A 15,668-nucleotide genomic window follows, 5' to 3' on the forward strand; every position below is an offset into this window, starting at 1 on the left:
TAAATGCAAGTCTCGAATTCGCAATCAAACACGTATAACGACTCCGTTATACGGCAATTTTCTATCATGGCCGTGGTTTGGGGCGTGGTCGGCATGTTGGTAGGCGTGATTATCGCCGCCCAACTCGTTTGGCCTGAACTTAACCTAGGCTTACCTTGGACCAGTTTTGGTCGCTTACGTCCACTACATACGAATGCAGTAATTTTTGCATTTGGTGGCTCCACCTTATTTGCTACTTCATATTATGTGGTGCAAAGAACTTGTCATACAACTCTATTCCTACCATCGTTAGCCAAGTTTACATTCTGGGGTTGGCAATTAGTCATTGTCGCCGCTGCTATTTCTTTACCGTTAGGCTTCACACAAGGTAAAGAGTATGCAGAGCTAGAGTGGCCAATTGATTTGCTAATTGCAGTTGTATGGGTGTCTTATGCGATTGTGTTCTTTGGCACGATTGGTACACGTAAAGTAAAGCATATTTATGTTGCAAACTGGTTCTTTGGTGCGTTTATTCTGACCGTTGCTTTATTACACATTGTGAACAGCGCGGCAATGCCAGCTAGCATGATGAAATCATACTCAGCTTACGCTGGTGTACAAGATGCAATGGTGCAGTGGTGGTATGGTCATAACGCGGTTGGTTTCTTCTTAACCGCTGGTTTCTTGGGCATTATGTATTACTTTGTGCCGAAACAAGCAGACCGTCCTGTGTATTCATACAGTTTATCTATTGTGCACTTCTGGGCATTGATTTTTACTTATATGTGGGCGGGTCCTCACCACTTACATTACACCGCTTTGCCTGACTGGACACAGTCATTAGGGATGGCGTTCTCATTGATTTTATTAGCACCAAGCTGGGGCGGCATGATTAACGGCATGATGACCTTATCAGGCGCATGGCACAAATTACGTACAGACCCGATTTTACGTTTCATGATTGTTTCATTGTCTTTTTACGGTATGAGTACGTTTGAAGGCCCAATGATGGCGATTAAAACTGTTAACTCACTTTCACACTACACAGACTGGACAGTTGGTCACGTTCACTCAGGTGCTTTAGGTTGGGTTGGCTTGGTTTCAATGGGTGCAATCTACTACATGATTCCACGCTTATTTGGTCAAAAACAAATGCATAGCATTAAAGCGATTGAGTTGCACTTCTGGCTTGCAACAGTAGGTATTGTGCTTTACATCGCAGCACTTTGGATTTCTGGCGTGATGGAAGGTTTAATGTGGCGCGCTATCAATACAGACGGCACACTTACTTACACATTTGTTGAGTCTGTGAAAGCAAAACAACCTTACTACATCATTCGTATGTTGGGTGGTCTGCTCTATCTAAGCGGTATGACTATCATGTTGTGGAACGTTATTAAAACAGCAACCAGTGGTAAAGCTGCTACAGCCACTATTCCACCAGTTGCTGCTCACGCTTAAGGAAAACAATCATGTCTAATCAAGATAAAAATACTGGCTTCAGCCACGAAAAAATTGAAACCAGCAACTTTCTGATGATTGTGCTGATATTGGTCGTCGTTGCGTTTGGCGGGTTGGTAGAAATCGTACCGTTGTTCTACCAAAAATCAACGACTGAGCCAATTAAAGGTTTAGAGCCATACACACCAGTGCAACTTGCTGGACGAGATATATACATTCGTGAAGGCTGCTATAACTGCCACTCACAAATGATTCGTCCGTTCCGTGCTGAAACATTGCGCTATGGCCATTACTCTGTCGCTGGCGAATTTGTTTACGATCACCCATTCCAATGGGGTAGCAAACGTACTGGACCAGACCTACACCGCGTAGGTGGTAAATATAGTAATGAATGGCAACGTATTCACTTAATTAACCCACGTGATCTTGTACCTGAGTCAATTATGCCAGCTTACCCTTGGTTGGAAACAACCAAAGTAGATGCGGCCTCGCTTGCACCAAATATGCGTGCATTACGTGCAGTTGGTGTGCCATACACAGACGAGCAAATTGCAGGTGCGGCTGAAGAAGCCAAGGATGTATCAGAGTTAGATGCGGTGATTGCTTACTTGCAAGTATTAGGCACACATCTTAAATAACTTATCTTAAATATTAAGGGAGCAATACCATGGATATCAATACACTACGGATTCTTGCCACTATTGCTAGCTTTGTTGTGTTTCTGGGCATCATGGGTTGGGCTTGGAAACGCCGCAATACATCAGACTTTAAAGAAGCAGCTAATCTGCCCTTTACTAATGATTAAAGTTTAAAAGACAAAATAAACACTTTTTAAAACTTCGTTTTAGAAGTTTAGAGGAAAACAAAATGAGCGACTTTACCAGTAGTTTTTGGCCAATATTCATTACGGTGATCTCTTTGGCCGGTGTATTTGGTTGTGCATTGTTACTATGGGTAACTAGCAAAATTAAAGCTAGTAGCCCAAATGGCGACAATACCAACGGCCATGTGTGGGATGAAAACCTACGCGAAATGAACAACCCATTACCGCGTTGGTGGGTATGGATGTTTATTATCACGATTGTGTTCTCATTGTTTTATTTCTTAGCTTACCCGGCACTGGGTGGCTATACTGGCAAGTTGGGCTGGTCACAAGTAGGTCAATATGAGCAAGAAATGGCTGCAGCCAATGCAAAAGTTGCACCGATTTATGCCAAATTTGCGGCAATGCCAATTGAAGAGCTTGCTACAAATAAAGAAGCGCAAGCGATTGGTGAGCGTTTATTTATGAACAACTGTGCGCTATGTCATGGCTCTGATGCACATGGTAGCAAGGGTTTTCCCAATTTGACTGATAACGATTGGATTCACGGCGGTAGCGCTGAGAAAATCAATGAAACCATCACTAATGGTCGAATTGGCATGATGCCTCCAATGGCTGCTGCAGTTGGTAATGAAGAAGATGTGAAAAATGTAGCTAACTACGTACTTAGTCTTTCATCCAGCAAACATGACACTGCACGCGCTGCGCTCGGTAAAGAGAAGTTTGCAGCCTGTGCAGCCTGCCATGGTGCAGATGGAACAGGTAATCAAGCAGTAGGTGCACTTAACTTAAGTGACAACATCTGGTTACATGGTGCTGGCGAAGAAGCGATTATTAAACGCATCAATCTTGGCGTAACAAACCAAATGCCTGCACAGTCAACTAAATTCTCACCTGAGCAAATTCATGTATTAACTGCTTATGTATGGAGTTTATCTAACAACGCTAGTCAACAATAAAGGTATTCACATTTAATATGAGCAATACTAAAGACCCGAAGGCCTCAACAAGTGCATTAAATGCGCCTAGCGAGACAACTGTGATTAATTTGTACGCTGCTGCTGAGAAAATATATCCGCGCAGCACCTTCGGGTTCTTTACTAAATGGCGCTGGGTCATGATATGGCTCACGCAAATAGTTTTTTACGGCATTCCTTGGATTGAATGGGGTAGCCGCCAAGCTTTATTATTTGATTTAGAAGCGAAACGCTTTTATATCTTTAACTTAGTCTTATATCCGCAAGATCTGATTTACCTCACTGCAATTCTCATCATTTCTGCCTTATCATTATTTTTATTCACAGCGATTGCTGGTCGGTTATGGTGCGGCTATACATGCCCACAAACGGTCTATACCGAAATATTTCTTTGGATTGAAGCAAAAATAGAAGGTGACCGCGCCGCGCGAATGAAGTTAGATGGTGCTGGAATGTCCAGCAAGAAACTCATTAAAAAAGGGGCGAAGCATTTTGTATGGATTGCTTTTGCCTTATGGACTGGCTTTACATTTGTAGGCTACTTCACACCAATTCGTGAATTAAGCACTTCAGTAATGAATATGAGCCTTGGGCCATGGGAAACATTCTGGATTGGATTTTACGGGTTCGCAACATACGGTAACGCAGGATTCATGCGTGAACAAGTATGTAAGTATATGTGTCCTTACGCACGGTTCCAAAGTGCAATGTTCGACGATGATACGCTAATCGTCACTTATGATGAAGCACGCGGTGAACCTCGCGGTAGCCGTTCACGGAAGGCTGATTTAACCAATCAAAACTTAGGTTCCTGTATCGATTGCAGCATGTGTGTGCAAGTGTGCCCTACTGGCATTGATATCCGTAAGGGATTGCAATATGAGTGTATTGGTTGTGGCGCATGTGCCGACGTTTGCGACACCGTCATGGATAAAATGGGCTATGCACGTGGATTAGTTAAATACTCAACACAAACCGCAATGACCAATGGTTGGTCACATGCTCAAATGTTAAAACGTATTTTACGCCCGCGTGTGATGATTTATGCAACCGTACTGGTTTTACTAGTGGTCACTTTATTAACGAGTTTATGGTTACGCTCTCCATTTAAAGTAGATGTCATTCGTGACCGTGGTGTCATGGCGCGTTTAGCTGAAGGTGGAATGTTGGAAAATGTATATCGACTACAGATTATGAATGCAACAGAATCTACTCAGCATTACCAACTCAATGCTACGGGCCTTGATCAACTCGTGATTCAGTCAGATGTGTTAGACATCAATCATACGGTAGCAGTTAATCCTGCTGAGTCCCGTGGGGTTCCTGTCAGGTTGCAGATTCCAGATGGATCAATGAAGTCTGGCTCACATACAGTCACATTTGAAATAAAAGCCACAGAGAGCGATGATGTTGTCACTGAGAAATCTATATTTCTAGTGCCAAGATAATCAGTATTAAATAATCAGTCCCTAAGTATCAATATTTAGATAAAAATTATTTAGGCCAACAGCACTTAGAAAAGCAGCATTTAGATAAATAGGCATAAAGTGAATATTTTCATCACGTCAGTGATGTCAATCAAACAATATAAACTGTTTTAATTAGAGGTAAATATGCGCAATATAAACAGCAGTGAGTTAAGTACCGAGATCGCATCAAAAGCATGGTGGCATTACGGTCACATGTGGCTGGTGGTTGGCGGCCCACTCACGGTGGTTGTGGCATCATTTATCACGCTCTACTTTGCGATCAAAGTACCAGATCCAGTAGTTGATGTAGATTACTACCGCAAAGGTATTGAAATTAACAAAACATTAGAAGGTAGACACGATGGTTTAGTGCCTGCCATTCAGGGGCGAAACCATGCTGCTACGGGGATAAAACCTAGTCAGCCTTAGCTATCAATGCTAATCGCAAAGGTAGCGAAGAGAATTAAATTTAAAGTTACATGACTTCCTAAATTTCAGACTAGCCTTGCAAACCTACCCATGAAACTATGCCTACACAGCAGTAGGCGCAGTTAGCATCCAAGTTAAGCTCATGTTTATATTTAGTATTTAATACTTTTATAAAATTGATGCCATCAAAAACCTGCTAATATTATCGGTAAGTGATAAGCATTAGGTTGATGACGCCAGTAGATACATTTAGTTGATAACAGGCTTAAAGGAGAATGACCGATGAGCGAAAAAGCAAACACCAATGTACTATCTACACAAGAACTGACACTCATCCATCGCTACTGGTCAGCATGTAATTACCTCGCGGCAGGCATGATTTACCTACGAGACAACCCCCTTCTAAAGCAGCCGCTCAAGCCAGAACATATCAAGCAACGCTTACTTGGACATTGGGGCTCTAGTCCAGGACTAAGTTTTGCTTATGTACATATCAACCGCTTAATCAAGAAGTTTGATCTGAACGCCGTCTTTTTAGCAGGTCCAGGGCATGGTGCGCCTGGTGTGTTAGGCCCAATTTACTTAGAGGGCACTTATAGTGAGGTTTACCCAAACAAAAGTGAAGATGAAGAAGGCCTAAAGCACTTTTTTAAAGAGTTCTCATTTCCAGGTGGTATCGGTAGCCACTGCACCCCAGAAATGCCGGGCTCAATTCATGAAGGTGGCGAGCTAGGGTAATCCCCCCATTTTTAGCATTGACTAAAAGTAGAGTTAAGCGGCCATAGCCAACCGCTGTATTGGTGTTATCCCGCCCAAGGCCATGTTTGGACGTTCGTGATTGTAACGCCACATCCATTGAGTGGCGTATAGTCTTACCTCATCTAAATCTTGCCAGTGATATTGCGATAGCCATTCATAACGCACTGTACGGTTAAATCGTTCAATATAAGCATTCTGTTGTGGCTTGCCTGGTTGGATATAACTAATTTCAATCCCACGTCTTGCAGCCCAAGCTTGAATAACACCACTGATATTCTCAGGGCCGTTATCACAGCGCAACGTACTTGGCTTACCCCGCCATTCAATGATCTGATTTAATGCGCGAATGACTCTTTCAGAAGGTAAGGATAGGTCAATTTCAATACCCAGTGACTCCCGATTGAAATCATCAATCACATTGAACAATCTAAAGCTCCTGCCATCTTGCAATTGGTCGTGCATGAAATCCATCGACCATACCTGATTCATGCCCATCGGTACAATCAGCGCATCTGGTTTCTCGCGCTTGAGGCGCTTTCTTGGCTTGATACGTAAATTAAGCTCCAACGTCTTGTAAATGCGATAAACGCGCTTATGATTCCAGCTGTATCCCTTGACGTTACGTAGATATAAAAAACACAGACCAAAGCCCCAGTTGCGATTATTGTCAGTTAACTTTAGCAGCCAGTCGCTGATGTACTGGTTCTCAGCAGAAAGCTTTGGTTGATAACGGTAGCAGTTCACGCTGATATTAAACATCGCACAAGCCAATCGAATGGATACCGTCTTTTCTGTGACCGCTTTAACTGCCATCTCACGACGCAGAGATGGCTTTACCACTTTTTTGTGATGGCTTCTTGCAGAATCTCTGACTTTAATCTTTCTTCAGCGTACATCTTCTTCAACCGAGCATTCTCAAGTTCAAGCTCTTTCATGCGCGACATCATGGATACTTCCATCCCGCCATATTTTGCACGCCATTTGTAAAAAGTAGCTGAGCTTATACCAACCTCTCTACATAGCTCAGGAACAGGTAAACCACCCTCCACACGTTTTAATGCATCAATAATCTGACTGTCTGTAAATTTCGAGTGCTTCATTTCGTAAATCTCCCATTAGTGGAAATTCTACTTTTAATCGTTACTTTTTGCTGGGGGGATTACCCTAGGCTATAGTATTTCACATGCATTTGGCGCAGCTTATGACAACCCAGACCTGCTAGTTACCGTCATGGTTGGGGATGGCGAATCTGAAACAGGCCCACTTGCCACTTCTTGGCATTCTAATAAGTTTCTTAACCCCATTCGTGATGGCGCTGTATTGCCAATACTGCACCTCAATGGCTATAAAATTAACAACCCCAGTATTCTTTCCCGTATTTCACACGATGAAATTAAACATCTCTTCATGGGGTACGGATGGACGCCGCATTTTGTAGAGGGTAGCGACCCGAACACCATGCATCAAAAAATGGCTGCCACACTAGACCAATGCATTAAAGAGATTAAAGCAATACAAAAAACAGCACGCGATACTAACAATCCCAAACGTCCACTGTGGCCAATGATCGTGTTACGCAGCCCTAAGGGCTGGACAGGTCCCCAAGAAGTTGACGGGCACAAAGTAGAAGGTTTCTGGCGGGCGCATCAAGTACCGATGAGCAACATTAAGGATAACCCTCAACATCTAACGCAACTAGAAACTTGGTTACGGAGCTATCAACCAGAAGAGTTATTTGATGAAAATGGTCAATTAAATGCCGAGCTAAAATCCCTTGCCCCGCAAAAAGAACGCCGTATGAGTGCGAACCCTCACGGCAACGGCGGCTTGTTGCGCAAAGCATTACGTATGCCTAACTTTAACGACCACGCACTTGCATTAGAAGCGCCCGGAAAGATTTCCGCACCCAATACAAAGCCACTGGGTAAATTTCTACGCGATATCATGCAAAAAAATATGCAAAACTTTCGCGTATTTGGCCCAGATGAAAATAGCTCAAATAAACTTGATGACATCTATGAGGTAAGTAAAAAAACTTGGCTAGCCGACTACTTGCCAGAAGATGCCGATGGCGGCGAGCTATCTCCAGATGGTCGTGTCATGGAGATGCTATCTGAGCATACTGTTGAAGGCTGGTTAGAAGGCTATTTACTCACGGGTCGCCACGGTTTCTTCTCAACTTATGAGTCTTTTGTACACGTCATTGACTCGATGTTTAACCAACATGCAAAATGGCTAGCCATGTCTAAAGATGTGCCATGGCGCGCACCTATTTCATCTTTAAATTTACTCATCACCTCTACAGTATGGCGGCAAGATCACAACGGCTTCACGCATCAAGACCCAGGTTTTTTAGACATTGTGGTGAACAAAAGCCCAGAAGTCACACGTATTTACCTACCACCCGATGTGAACTGCTTACTGTCAGTGGCAAACCACTGTCTTAATAGCACAGACTACATCAATGTCATTGTTTGCGACAAACAAAAGCATCTGCAATACTTAAATATAGACGCGGCCATTGAGCACTGCACAAAAGGTCTAGGTATATGGGATTGGGCAAGTAACGACCAAGGTGAAGAGCCAGACTTAGTGATGGCGTGTGCGGGCGATATACCCACCAAAGAGGCGCTGGCGGCAACTTCGTTATTACGTGAGCATTTTCCACAAATTAAAGTACGCTTCATTAACGTCGTAGACCTGTACAAATTGTCACCACAAGTTGAGCACCCCCATGGCTTATCTGATCGTGAGTTTGATAGCCTGTTTACTACGAACAAGCCTATCATCTTCAACTTCCATGGCTATCCATATCTGATACATCGCCTTGCCTACCGCAGAACCAACCACGGCAATTTGCATGTTCGTGGCTATAAAGAGAAAGGCAGTATCAACACCCCATTAGAACTCGCTATACAAAATCAGATTGATCGATTTAGCTTAGCGATTGATGCAATTAATCGCATCCCGTCCCTACAAAAAATTGGCGGGCATGTTCAAGAAAAACTACGCAACAGACAAATTGAATGTTGCCGATACGCCTATGAACATGGCGTTGATCTACCAGAAGAAGACGAGTGGACATGGAAACACTAAATACACTCACCATCAATTGTGGCTCATCCAGCCTCAAGGCCAGCTTGTTTCTGGCAGATGGTCAACGTATTAATTATTGCTACAGGCAAACCCCAGATCAGAAGCATGGTAACTATCACGCCAAAGCGTTTGAGCAATTACTAGACGACCTGAAAATATCTCTTAGGATAGATGCCAAGTCATCAAAAAGGCAGACGCTGTTAATTGGTCACCGCTTTGTGCATGGCGGTGACATTGCCGAAGCTGCCAGACTGATTGATGCCAATGAACGTAGCAGGCTTGAGAGCATCACTCACTTAGCACCGCTCCACATGCCAAGTAACCTGCAAGGTGTGGATATTTGTACGCAAGCGTTTGCACATCAATTTAAATTAATTCAAGTCGCCTGTTTTGATACAGCCTTTCATCACACCCTTTCAGAACTAGCCTATCGCCTCCCAATACCCAAAGCACTCGATTATCGGCGCTATGGCTTTCATGGGCTTAATTACGCAAACATTGCACAACAACTAACCCAGCACCTTGGTGCAACTGCCAATGGCCATATTGTGATTGCGCATCTTGGCAATGGTGCCAGTTTATGCCTGATTAAGAATTTACGCTCTATTGATACCAGCATGGGCTACTCCCCTGCGGGTGGCATTCCAATGGCAACACGTAGCGGAGATATTGACCCTGGGGTGATGTTAGAGTTGGCAAAAGACCACGACTATCATGCACTTTCAGAACTTGTTTATCAAAAAATGGGCTTATTGGCACTATCAAATGGTGAAAGTAGCGATATGTCAGCTCTAATTGAAAGTAATAGCGCTCACGCCAAGTTTGCAATTGCTTTTTTTACAAGGCAAGTTAGGGCTACAATAGGCGCATACGCAGCAAAAGTGGGTGGGCTTGATGCCATTGTCTTTACAGGTGGCATTGGAGAACACTCTGCATTAGTACGCGCGATGATTTGTGATCATCTTGAGTTTATGGGATTCAAATTAAATATTGAAAAAAACCAACAACATGCCACAGTGTTAAGCAACATGGATTCAAAACCTATTTTGATGATTCCAGCCGATGAGGAAGCAGAAATTGCTAGATTAGCCTATAGTTTCAGTCATCTATAGTTTTAGTGATTAGGCAACGCTTGATTGAGGAGAGTAACATGCAACCCATTACCCATGTAGTCGCAGGTACTGATTTTTCAGCAGAAGCAGATTTGGCAGTCAATCGTGCCGCCTTAATTAGTAAAGCACTTGGTGCAAAACTGCATCTGATCCATGTAGTACATCCGCTTGATCTATACGCGGGCTCAGAGCTTTCCTTCAGTTTTCAAACACACTACCAACAAGCACAGCAAGAAATAGTCAAAACGCAAATAGACACCATGGCATTTAAACTACGGGAGCAATTTAACATTTCCGTAGAAGCAGCAACCCGCATAGGACGTGCGCATACAGAAATCTCTCATTATGCTGAGCAAGTCCATGCTGGGCTGATTGTAGCAGGCGCTCAAGGTGAGCATACCTTACTTGAAAAGCTCCTAGGCTCGACCTGCTCTAGGCTGATGGCAGTGTCCAAAAGCTCAATTCTGATTGTTAAAAACAAAGACATCACAACGCCGCCATATAGGCACGTCATCGCGGCAGTTAACTTCACAGCTGGCGCGGAGAAAGTGCCTGCACTCACACGGACAATCGCGCCAGATGCACAAATCGAAGGTTTGCTGATATTTGATACCAATCAGGAAGCGCATATGTACAAGGCCGGCATGAATGAAGCATTATTACAACAGTACCGCACTCAAGCGTTAGCAGATGCAGATAGCAGACTCAGTGCAATTTTTAATGAGCAGGCCCTTGGTACAAAAGTATCGAGAACAATACTGTCTGGCTACCCGTCACAAAGTATTTGTAATCATGCAAAAACGCAGCGCGCTGATTTAATCACGATAGGTAAAAATGAGAAAAGCGGGATTGAAAACTGGTTACTTGGTAGTGTAAGTAAAGGTGTGGCCTATTCTGCAACCTGTGATGTACTTTTAACCAACTAAGAATACTGATTTAAAAACTACAACGATGACGACAATTAATTAAACAAGCCGCTCCACAGAAACAGGATGCACAACACTACCAGAAAGCTCATATGCAGAAATATTGGCAATGGTAGTACCGGCAATCTCTGTTAATGCCTCATTAGTAAAGAATGCCTGATGTCCAGTAATGACTACGTTGGGAAACGTCAATAAGCGCGCAAATACATCATCATGAATAACGGTACTGGATAAATCCCTGAAAAATAGATACTCTTCCTCTTCGTACACATCCAGCCCTAAACTACCAATCACACCAGACTTTAATCCACGAATAATCGCACGAGTATCAATGACAGCTCCGCGACTAATATTAATCAGCATTACCCCAGCCCGCATCTGCTTAATCGCTTTTTCATCAATTAAATGATGAGTTTCAGGCGTTAATGGGCAATGCAAGCTGACAATATCACTATTACTTAATAGCGTTTGTAGTGCCACATAAGTTGCACCTGCCTCTATACACTTTTGGTTGGGATATGGGTCAAACGCTAATACCCTACATCCAAATCCCGACATGATTTTTGCCACGCACTGACCAATTTTACCTGTGCCGATGACACCAACAGTTTTGCCATGCATGTCAAAACCGAGCAATCCATCTAATGAAAAATTAGCCTCTCGTACACGTGCGCTAGCACGGTGAATCTTACGATTCAGCGTCAACATTAAGGCAACAGCATGTTCAGCTACTGAATGTGGTGAATATTCTGGTACGCGTGCCACAGTAATACCATGTAGTTTTGCGGCCTCTAAATCGACATGATTAAAACCTGCACAGCGCAAAGTGATTAACTGCACACGCTGTTTTGCTAGAATTGCAATCACTTCAGCATCAAGTACGTCATTCACAAAGACACACACAGCTTGCGCACCCTCGGCAGCAAAGGCAGTCGTTGAGTCGAGTCTAGGCTCTAAGTAAACCAGTTGATGCTGACCCGCATTGGCTGAATCAAGATAAGTTTTGTCGTAAGATTTAGTGCTAAATACAGCAACGCGCATTTTTACTCACCATCATGAAATAAACCAACCAAAAACGCCAGCAACGCCTCAACGCAGTCCAATATGATGTATTAACCAAGCAACATCATCATGGGCTAATATGCACAGTGATACCATGCGCGCGAATACGCTGCCCCATTGCTTCAAGCCACTCAGCAGGTAAGCGTGACAATCTATCCACTTCAACTTGCTCTGAGCGACGTGCAAGCCCATAAAGATGCACACCTTTAATGACATCCTTTGCTTGACTAACCAGAGTAAGGTAATCATTGATATCAGCGTCACTTGGCGGCAATCCATCTAAGGAAAACATGCAGGTTTGTATATAGGTTGGGCAAGCGATCGCACACTGTCTTAAGCGTTGTAGATGACTCTCTGGATTTAAATTCACATCGTTCACACGTGCAATCGCATCCTTAGAGCCACCATCTACTTTAAACCAAACCTCGCCATTCAGCTTTGCCAGATGCTTCATGCTCTCAAGTACCAAGGGTTTATCCATCAAGCTCCCATTGGTGATAAGCCTGACTTTAATCTTTCCAAGTAGGTCAAAATCACGCAATACCTGTTCTACTAGTGTCAGCACTTGTGGAAACTCTTTTGCACTGGTTGGCTCACCATTACCTGAAAATGCAATGTCTTTAAGCTGACGATCCTCTTCATTCACGTGCTGTTGCATAAAATCACCATGCAACACGTCATGAAGAAACGCTCGCAACTCTTGCTCTAGGACATCTAACTCAATAGCGGGAGGCGATCCTCTAGTAAGATTAGGCACATTGCAATAGATACAACGCCAATTACACGCGTTATTGACATTAAGATTAATGCCAACAGACACACCACCAGCACGCCGTGAAATCACTGGATAAATATACTTAAGCCCGATTACATCTCGGTTATGGTCTGTAGTGGTAAGATGAATTTTTGTGGTCATGCAGGAATTATTACTTTTAAGTCTTAGATTTTAAGTCGTAGGTTGACGTGAAAATACGCCATTAAAATGTGTAAAACTCTAGAGCTATCCACTAAAAGTAAGTTTGTGGATTGAATATTTTTTTTAACGCCTCTGGTGCCAATATTTTAACGTAACGCTGTTTTACCTCAATAATACCTTCTTCGCTAAACTTAGAAAAAGCGCGACTGACTGTTTCTAATTTAAGACCGAGATAGCTCCCGATTTCTTCGCGCGTCATCCTTAATACCAATTCAGACTGAGATAAGCCTCTGGCATGCAAGCGCTGCAAAAGATTCAGCAAGAATGCAGCTAAACGCTCTTCAGCGCGCATATTACCTAACAACATCATCACACTATTTTCACGCACAATTTCACGGCTCATAATTTTATGTACGTGTCTTTGTAATGCAGGTAATTCACGGGAAAGGTCTTCCACTGTTGCAAAAGGCATGACGCAAACTTCTGCGTCTTCCAATGCCACAGCATTACAGTTATGGCGGTCACTGACAATACCATCCATACCAATGATTTCACCGGCCATTTGGAAGCCAGTTACTTGCTCTCTGCCATCCTCGCTGGTCACACAGGTTTTAAAAAAGCCAGTACGAATTGCATAGAGAGAAGTAAAGGTATCTCCACTATTAAATAGTAGCTCCCCCTGTTTCACGCGGCGGCGCTTTTCAACGACTTCATCAAGTCTTTTCATTTCGTCGACGTTAAAACCGACAGGCATACAAAGCTCGCGCAGATTACAGTTTGAGCAAGCGACTTTAATGGCTTCTGGATTTAAAACAGGTTGCATGATGTGCCCATTGATACGATTTTAATAAGGATACCGCTTTCAGCAGTTTGCCGCCAGTGAATTAAATAATCATTATTCATAATTATCTTTTGATGTGTATCAAAGTTCTTTTGTGGCAACAGTGGCAAAGTAGAGTCCTGTAGTTTGCCCTGTAATTTTAGATATTGGAAATAACAATAATGATGCTCTGTAGCTAGGCGAACTACACCAAAAACCTAGCTTAAGCTAGGAAGATGTCGCCATATTACAGAGTGTATTTTATATTTACAGGATAAACCAAACGGTTTAGGAGTCACAATTATGGTTGCCAACAATACAATCAACTTTCCTAGTCATCAACCAAGTAACACTAAGGTTGAAGAAAAAAGTATCGCACCGACGCTCACACCAGAAACCTTACAAAAATTTGACGTTTCAGGGCCTAGATACACCTCCTACCCAACGGCAGATCGATTTGTTGAAGCATTTACTGAAGAGTCTTATAAGCAAACCTTAGCGCAACGTCGTATTGGTGGCTTAACACTACCTTTATCTATTTATGTACATATCCCATTTTGTGAGTCACTCTGCTTTTTCTGCGCTTGCAACAAAATCGTCACTAAACATCACGAACGTAGCGCCGAATACTTAAGGTATCTAAGTCGTGAGATTGATTTGCACGTTGAGCACTTAGGGGCTGGTCAAACCATCTCACAATTACACCTGGGTGGTGGCTCACCCACATTCTTCAGCGATGACGAGTTAAGCGAATTGATGGCAATGATACGTCGTAGCTTTGTGTTGGCGCCTCATGGAGAATACTCGATAGAGGTTGACCCACGCACGGTTAACGAACAACGCTTGGAGCATTTAGCATCACTTGGATTTAACCGCCTCAGTTTTGGTGTTCAAGACTTTGATCCAGAGGTACAAAAAGCAGTGCATCGCATTCAGCCTGCAGAACAAGTATTCTCGTTAGTGGAAGCCGCACGGCGCTTCAAGTTTGATTCAGTCAACGTGGATTTGATTTACGGATTACCTAAGCAATCACCAGAATCATTCTCAAAAACTTTATCGCAAATTGTGGAACTGAGACCTGAAAGAATCGCACTATATGCGTATGCACACCTGCCAGAGCGCTTCAAACCTCAACGCAGAATTGATGCTTACGAGCTACCAGCCGCATCAGCAAAAATTGCGATGCTTTCCAACGCGATTTCTACATTCCTTAACGCAGGTTATGTGTATGTAGGCATGGACCACTTTGCCCTACCTACAGACGCGCTAGCCATCGCCAAACGTCAAGGCCGACTACATCGCAACTTCCAAGGCTATAGCACACAACCAGATTGTGACTTAATTAGCCTAGGCGTTTCTGCTATTGGTCGTGTGGGGGCAACTTATAGTCAAAACGCTAAAACACTAGAAGAATATTACGACTTTCTTAATCAAGGTCGATTCCCAATCGTACGTGGCTTAGCATTAACAAGGGATGACCTTGTACGCCGTGCCGTGATTATGGCAATTATGTGCCAAGGTGAGTTGCAATATGAATCTATTGAGCTTGCTTACATGATTAACTTTAAAGAATACTTTGCCTCAGAGCTAGAATCACTTAAAGAGCTAGAAAAAACCGGCATGATTATCTTAGAAAAATCAGGCCTGCAAGTCACCGATTTTGGCTGGTTCTTTGTCCGTGCGGTAGGCATGATTTTTGATCGCTATCTACAAACCGATCGCAATCGTGCACGATTTTCTAAAATCATCTAAACGACAACTTAAGCACTAACACGCCACTTGTACTTAATTTGCAATGGATGCTGATTAAGTGCATCCGAGCACCAGTAAGTCCTTATA

The 15,668-nt window shown here is 43.2% G+C and carries 14 protein-coding genes and 1 pseudogene; 11 read left to right on the forward strand and 4 right to left on the reverse strand.

From position 1 onward, the window contains the following. Positions 1-3 precede the first annotated feature (3 nt). The 7 genes from ccoN to A391_RS0110650 all read left to right on the forward strand — a co-directional run bounded on the left by ccoN (position 4) and on the right by A391_RS0110650 (position 5,876). Positions 4-1,440, forward strand: coding sequence for a cytochrome-c oxidase, cbb3-type subunit I (gene ccoN / locus A391_RS0110620; RefSeq protein WP_019899277.1), 1,437 nt, complete (start codon positions 4-6; stop codon positions 1,438-1,440). 11 nt (positions 1,441-1,451) lie between these two features. Next, entirely contained in the window at positions 1,452-2,078 is a 627-nt protein-coding gene (gene ccoO / locus A391_RS0110625; RefSeq protein ID WP_019899278.1) for a cytochrome-c oxidase, cbb3-type subunit II, read from the forward strand. 29 nt (positions 2,079-2,107) lie between these two features. Next, entirely contained in the window at positions 2,108-2,245 is a 138-nt protein-coding gene (locus A391_RS0110630) for a cbb3-type cytochrome oxidase subunit 3 (protein ID WP_019899279.1), read from the forward strand. 62 nt (positions 2,246-2,307) lie between these two features. Further along, on the forward strand, positions 2,308-3,222 hold the full coding sequence (ccoP, locus tag A391_RS0110635) for a cytochrome-c oxidase, cbb3-type subunit III (protein ID WP_019899280.1): 915 nt from the start codon (positions 2,308-2,310) through the stop codon (positions 3,220-3,222). A 17-nt stretch (positions 3,223-3,239) separates the two neighbouring features. Beyond that, positions 3,240-4,688, forward strand: a complete 1,449-nt coding sequence (gene ccoG / locus A391_RS0110640) for a cytochrome c oxidase accessory protein CcoG (RefSeq protein ID WP_019899281.1) — start codon at positions 3,240-3,242, stop codon at positions 4,686-4,688. Between the two features lie 165 nt (positions 4,689-4,853). After that, complete coding sequence (locus tag A391_RS0110645; protein ID WP_019899283.1) at positions 4,854-5,138, forward strand: FixH family protein; 285 nt, start codon at positions 4,854-4,856, stop codon at positions 5,136-5,138. A gap of 282 nt (positions 5,139-5,420) precedes the next feature. Continuing rightward, the gene (locus A391_RS0110650) at positions 5,421-5,876 is read left to right on the forward strand and encodes a hypothetical protein (RefSeq protein ID WP_019899284.1); all 456 of its coding nucleotides are present in this window, start codon (positions 5,421-5,423) and stop codon (positions 5,874-5,876) included. A gap of 33 nt (positions 5,877-5,909) precedes the next feature. On the opposite strand, the gene A391_RS0110655 is transcribed toward A391_RS0110650, so the two are convergent. Next, positions 5,910-6,997, reverse strand: a protein-coding gene (locus A391_RS0110655; protein WP_088177624.1) for an IS3 family transposase whose coding sequence is annotated in 2 segments (ribosomal slippage) — positions 5,910-6,745 and positions 6,745-6,997 — 1,089 coding nt in all. Because the reading frame shifts where the segments join, the coding sequence is not laid out codon by codon here. A 55-nt stretch (positions 6,998-7,052) separates the two neighbouring features. Here A391_RS0110655 and A391_RS13970 point away from each other — a divergent pair. From A391_RS13970 to A391_RS0110675, 3 genes and pseudogenes are all read left to right on the forward strand, one after another. Beyond that, a pseudogene (locus tag A391_RS13970) lies at positions 7,053-8,993 on the forward strand (phosphoketolase family protein); the annotation flags it as partial. Next, positions 8,981-10,105 (forward strand): acetate/propionate family kinase, encoded by a 1,125-nt coding sequence (locus A391_RS0110670; protein WP_019899288.1) that lies wholly within the window; start codon positions 8,981-8,983, stop codon positions 10,103-10,105. The pseudogene A391_RS13970 and the gene A391_RS0110670, both read left to right, overlap by 13 nt. 38 nt (positions 10,106-10,143) lie before the next feature. Next, positions 10,144-11,031 (forward strand): universal stress protein, encoded by an 888-nt coding sequence (locus A391_RS0110675; RefSeq protein WP_019899290.1) that lies wholly within the window; start codon positions 10,144-10,146, stop codon positions 11,029-11,031. A 39-nt stretch (positions 11,032-11,070) separates the two neighbouring features. Here A391_RS0110675 and A391_RS0110680 read toward each other — a convergent pair whose 3' ends face one another. The 3 genes from A391_RS0110680 to fnr form a co-directional block, all read right to left on the reverse strand. After that, positions 11,071-12,072, reverse strand: coding sequence for a 2-hydroxyacid dehydrogenase (locus A391_RS0110680; RefSeq protein ID WP_019899291.1), 1,002 nt, complete (start codon positions 12,070-12,072; stop codon positions 11,071-11,073). Between the two features lie 88 nt (positions 12,073-12,160). Continuing rightward, a complete protein-coding gene (locus A391_RS0110685) occupies positions 12,161-13,009 on the reverse strand; it encodes a radical SAM protein (protein WP_019899292.1) in 849 nt (282 codons plus the stop codon). Between the two features lie 91 nt (positions 13,010-13,100). Next, a complete protein-coding gene (fnr, locus tag A391_RS0110690; RefSeq protein ID WP_019899293.1) occupies positions 13,101-13,832 on the reverse strand; it encodes a fumarate/nitrate reduction transcriptional regulator Fnr in 732 nt (243 codons plus the stop codon). A gap of 300 nt (positions 13,833-14,132) precedes the next feature. Between fnr and hemN the strand changes: the two genes are divergently transcribed. Beyond that, positions 14,133-15,581: an oxygen-independent coproporphyrinogen III oxidase gene (gene hemN, locus A391_RS0110695; RefSeq protein ID WP_019899294.1), complete on the forward strand. Its 1,449-nt coding sequence runs from the start codon at positions 14,133-14,135 to the stop codon at positions 15,579-15,581. Positions 15,582-15,668: the final 87 nt, after the last annotated feature.

The sequence above is a fragment of the Methylotenera mobilis 13 genome (genome assembly GCF_000384255.1).
Lineage (GTDB): Bacteria > Pseudomonadota > Gammaproteobacteria > Burkholderiales > Methylophilaceae > Methylotenera > Methylotenera mobilis_B.

What these genes read in the sequence shown, in the direction of transcription:
- ccoN (WP_019899277.1), top strand. Translation starts at nt 4, where the DNA reads ATGCAAGTCTCGAATTCGCAATCAAACACGTATAACGACTCCGTTATA.
- ccoO (WP_019899278.1), top strand. Translation starts at nt 1,452, where the DNA reads ATGTCTAATCAAGATAAAAATACTGGCTTCAGCCACGAAAAAATTGAA.
- A391_RS0110630 (WP_019899279.1), top strand. Translation starts at nt 2,108, where the DNA reads ATGGATATCAATACACTACGGATTCTTGCCACTATTGCTAGCTTTGTT.
- ccoP (WP_019899280.1), top strand. Translation starts at nt 2,308, where the DNA reads ATGAGCGACTTTACCAGTAGTTTTTGGCCAATATTCATTACGGTGATC.
- ccoG (WP_019899281.1), top strand. Translation starts at nt 3,240, where the DNA reads ATGAGCAATACTAAAGACCCGAAGGCCTCAACAAGTGCATTAAATGCG.
- A391_RS0110645 (WP_019899283.1), top strand. Translation starts at nt 4,854, where the DNA reads ATGCGCAATATAAACAGCAGTGAGTTAAGTACCGAGATCGCATCAAAA.
- A391_RS0110650 (WP_019899284.1), top strand. Translation starts at nt 5,421, where the DNA reads ATGAGCGAAAAAGCAAACACCAATGTACTATCTACACAAGAACTGACA.
- A391_RS0110670 (WP_019899288.1), top strand. Translation starts at nt 8,981, where the DNA reads ATGGAAACACTAAATACACTCACCATCAATTGTGGCTCATCCAGCCTC.
- A391_RS0110675 (WP_019899290.1), top strand. Translation starts at nt 10,144, where the DNA reads ATGCAACCCATTACCCATGTAGTCGCAGGTACTGATTTTTCAGCAGAA.
- A391_RS0110680 (WP_019899291.1), bottom strand. Translation starts at nt 12,072, where the DNA reads ATGCGCGTTGCTGTATTTAGCACTAAATCTTACGACAAAACTTATCTT.
- A391_RS0110685 (WP_019899292.1), bottom strand. Translation starts at nt 13,009, where the DNA reads ATGACCACAAAAATTCATCTTACCACTACAGACCATAACCGAGATGTA.
- fnr (WP_019899293.1), bottom strand. Translation starts at nt 13,832, where the DNA reads ATGCAACCTGTTTTAAATCCAGAAGCCATTAAAGTCGCTTGCTCAAAC.
- hemN (WP_019899294.1), top strand. Translation starts at nt 14,133, where the DNA reads ATGGTTGCCAACAATACAATCAACTTTCCTAGTCATCAACCAAGTAAC.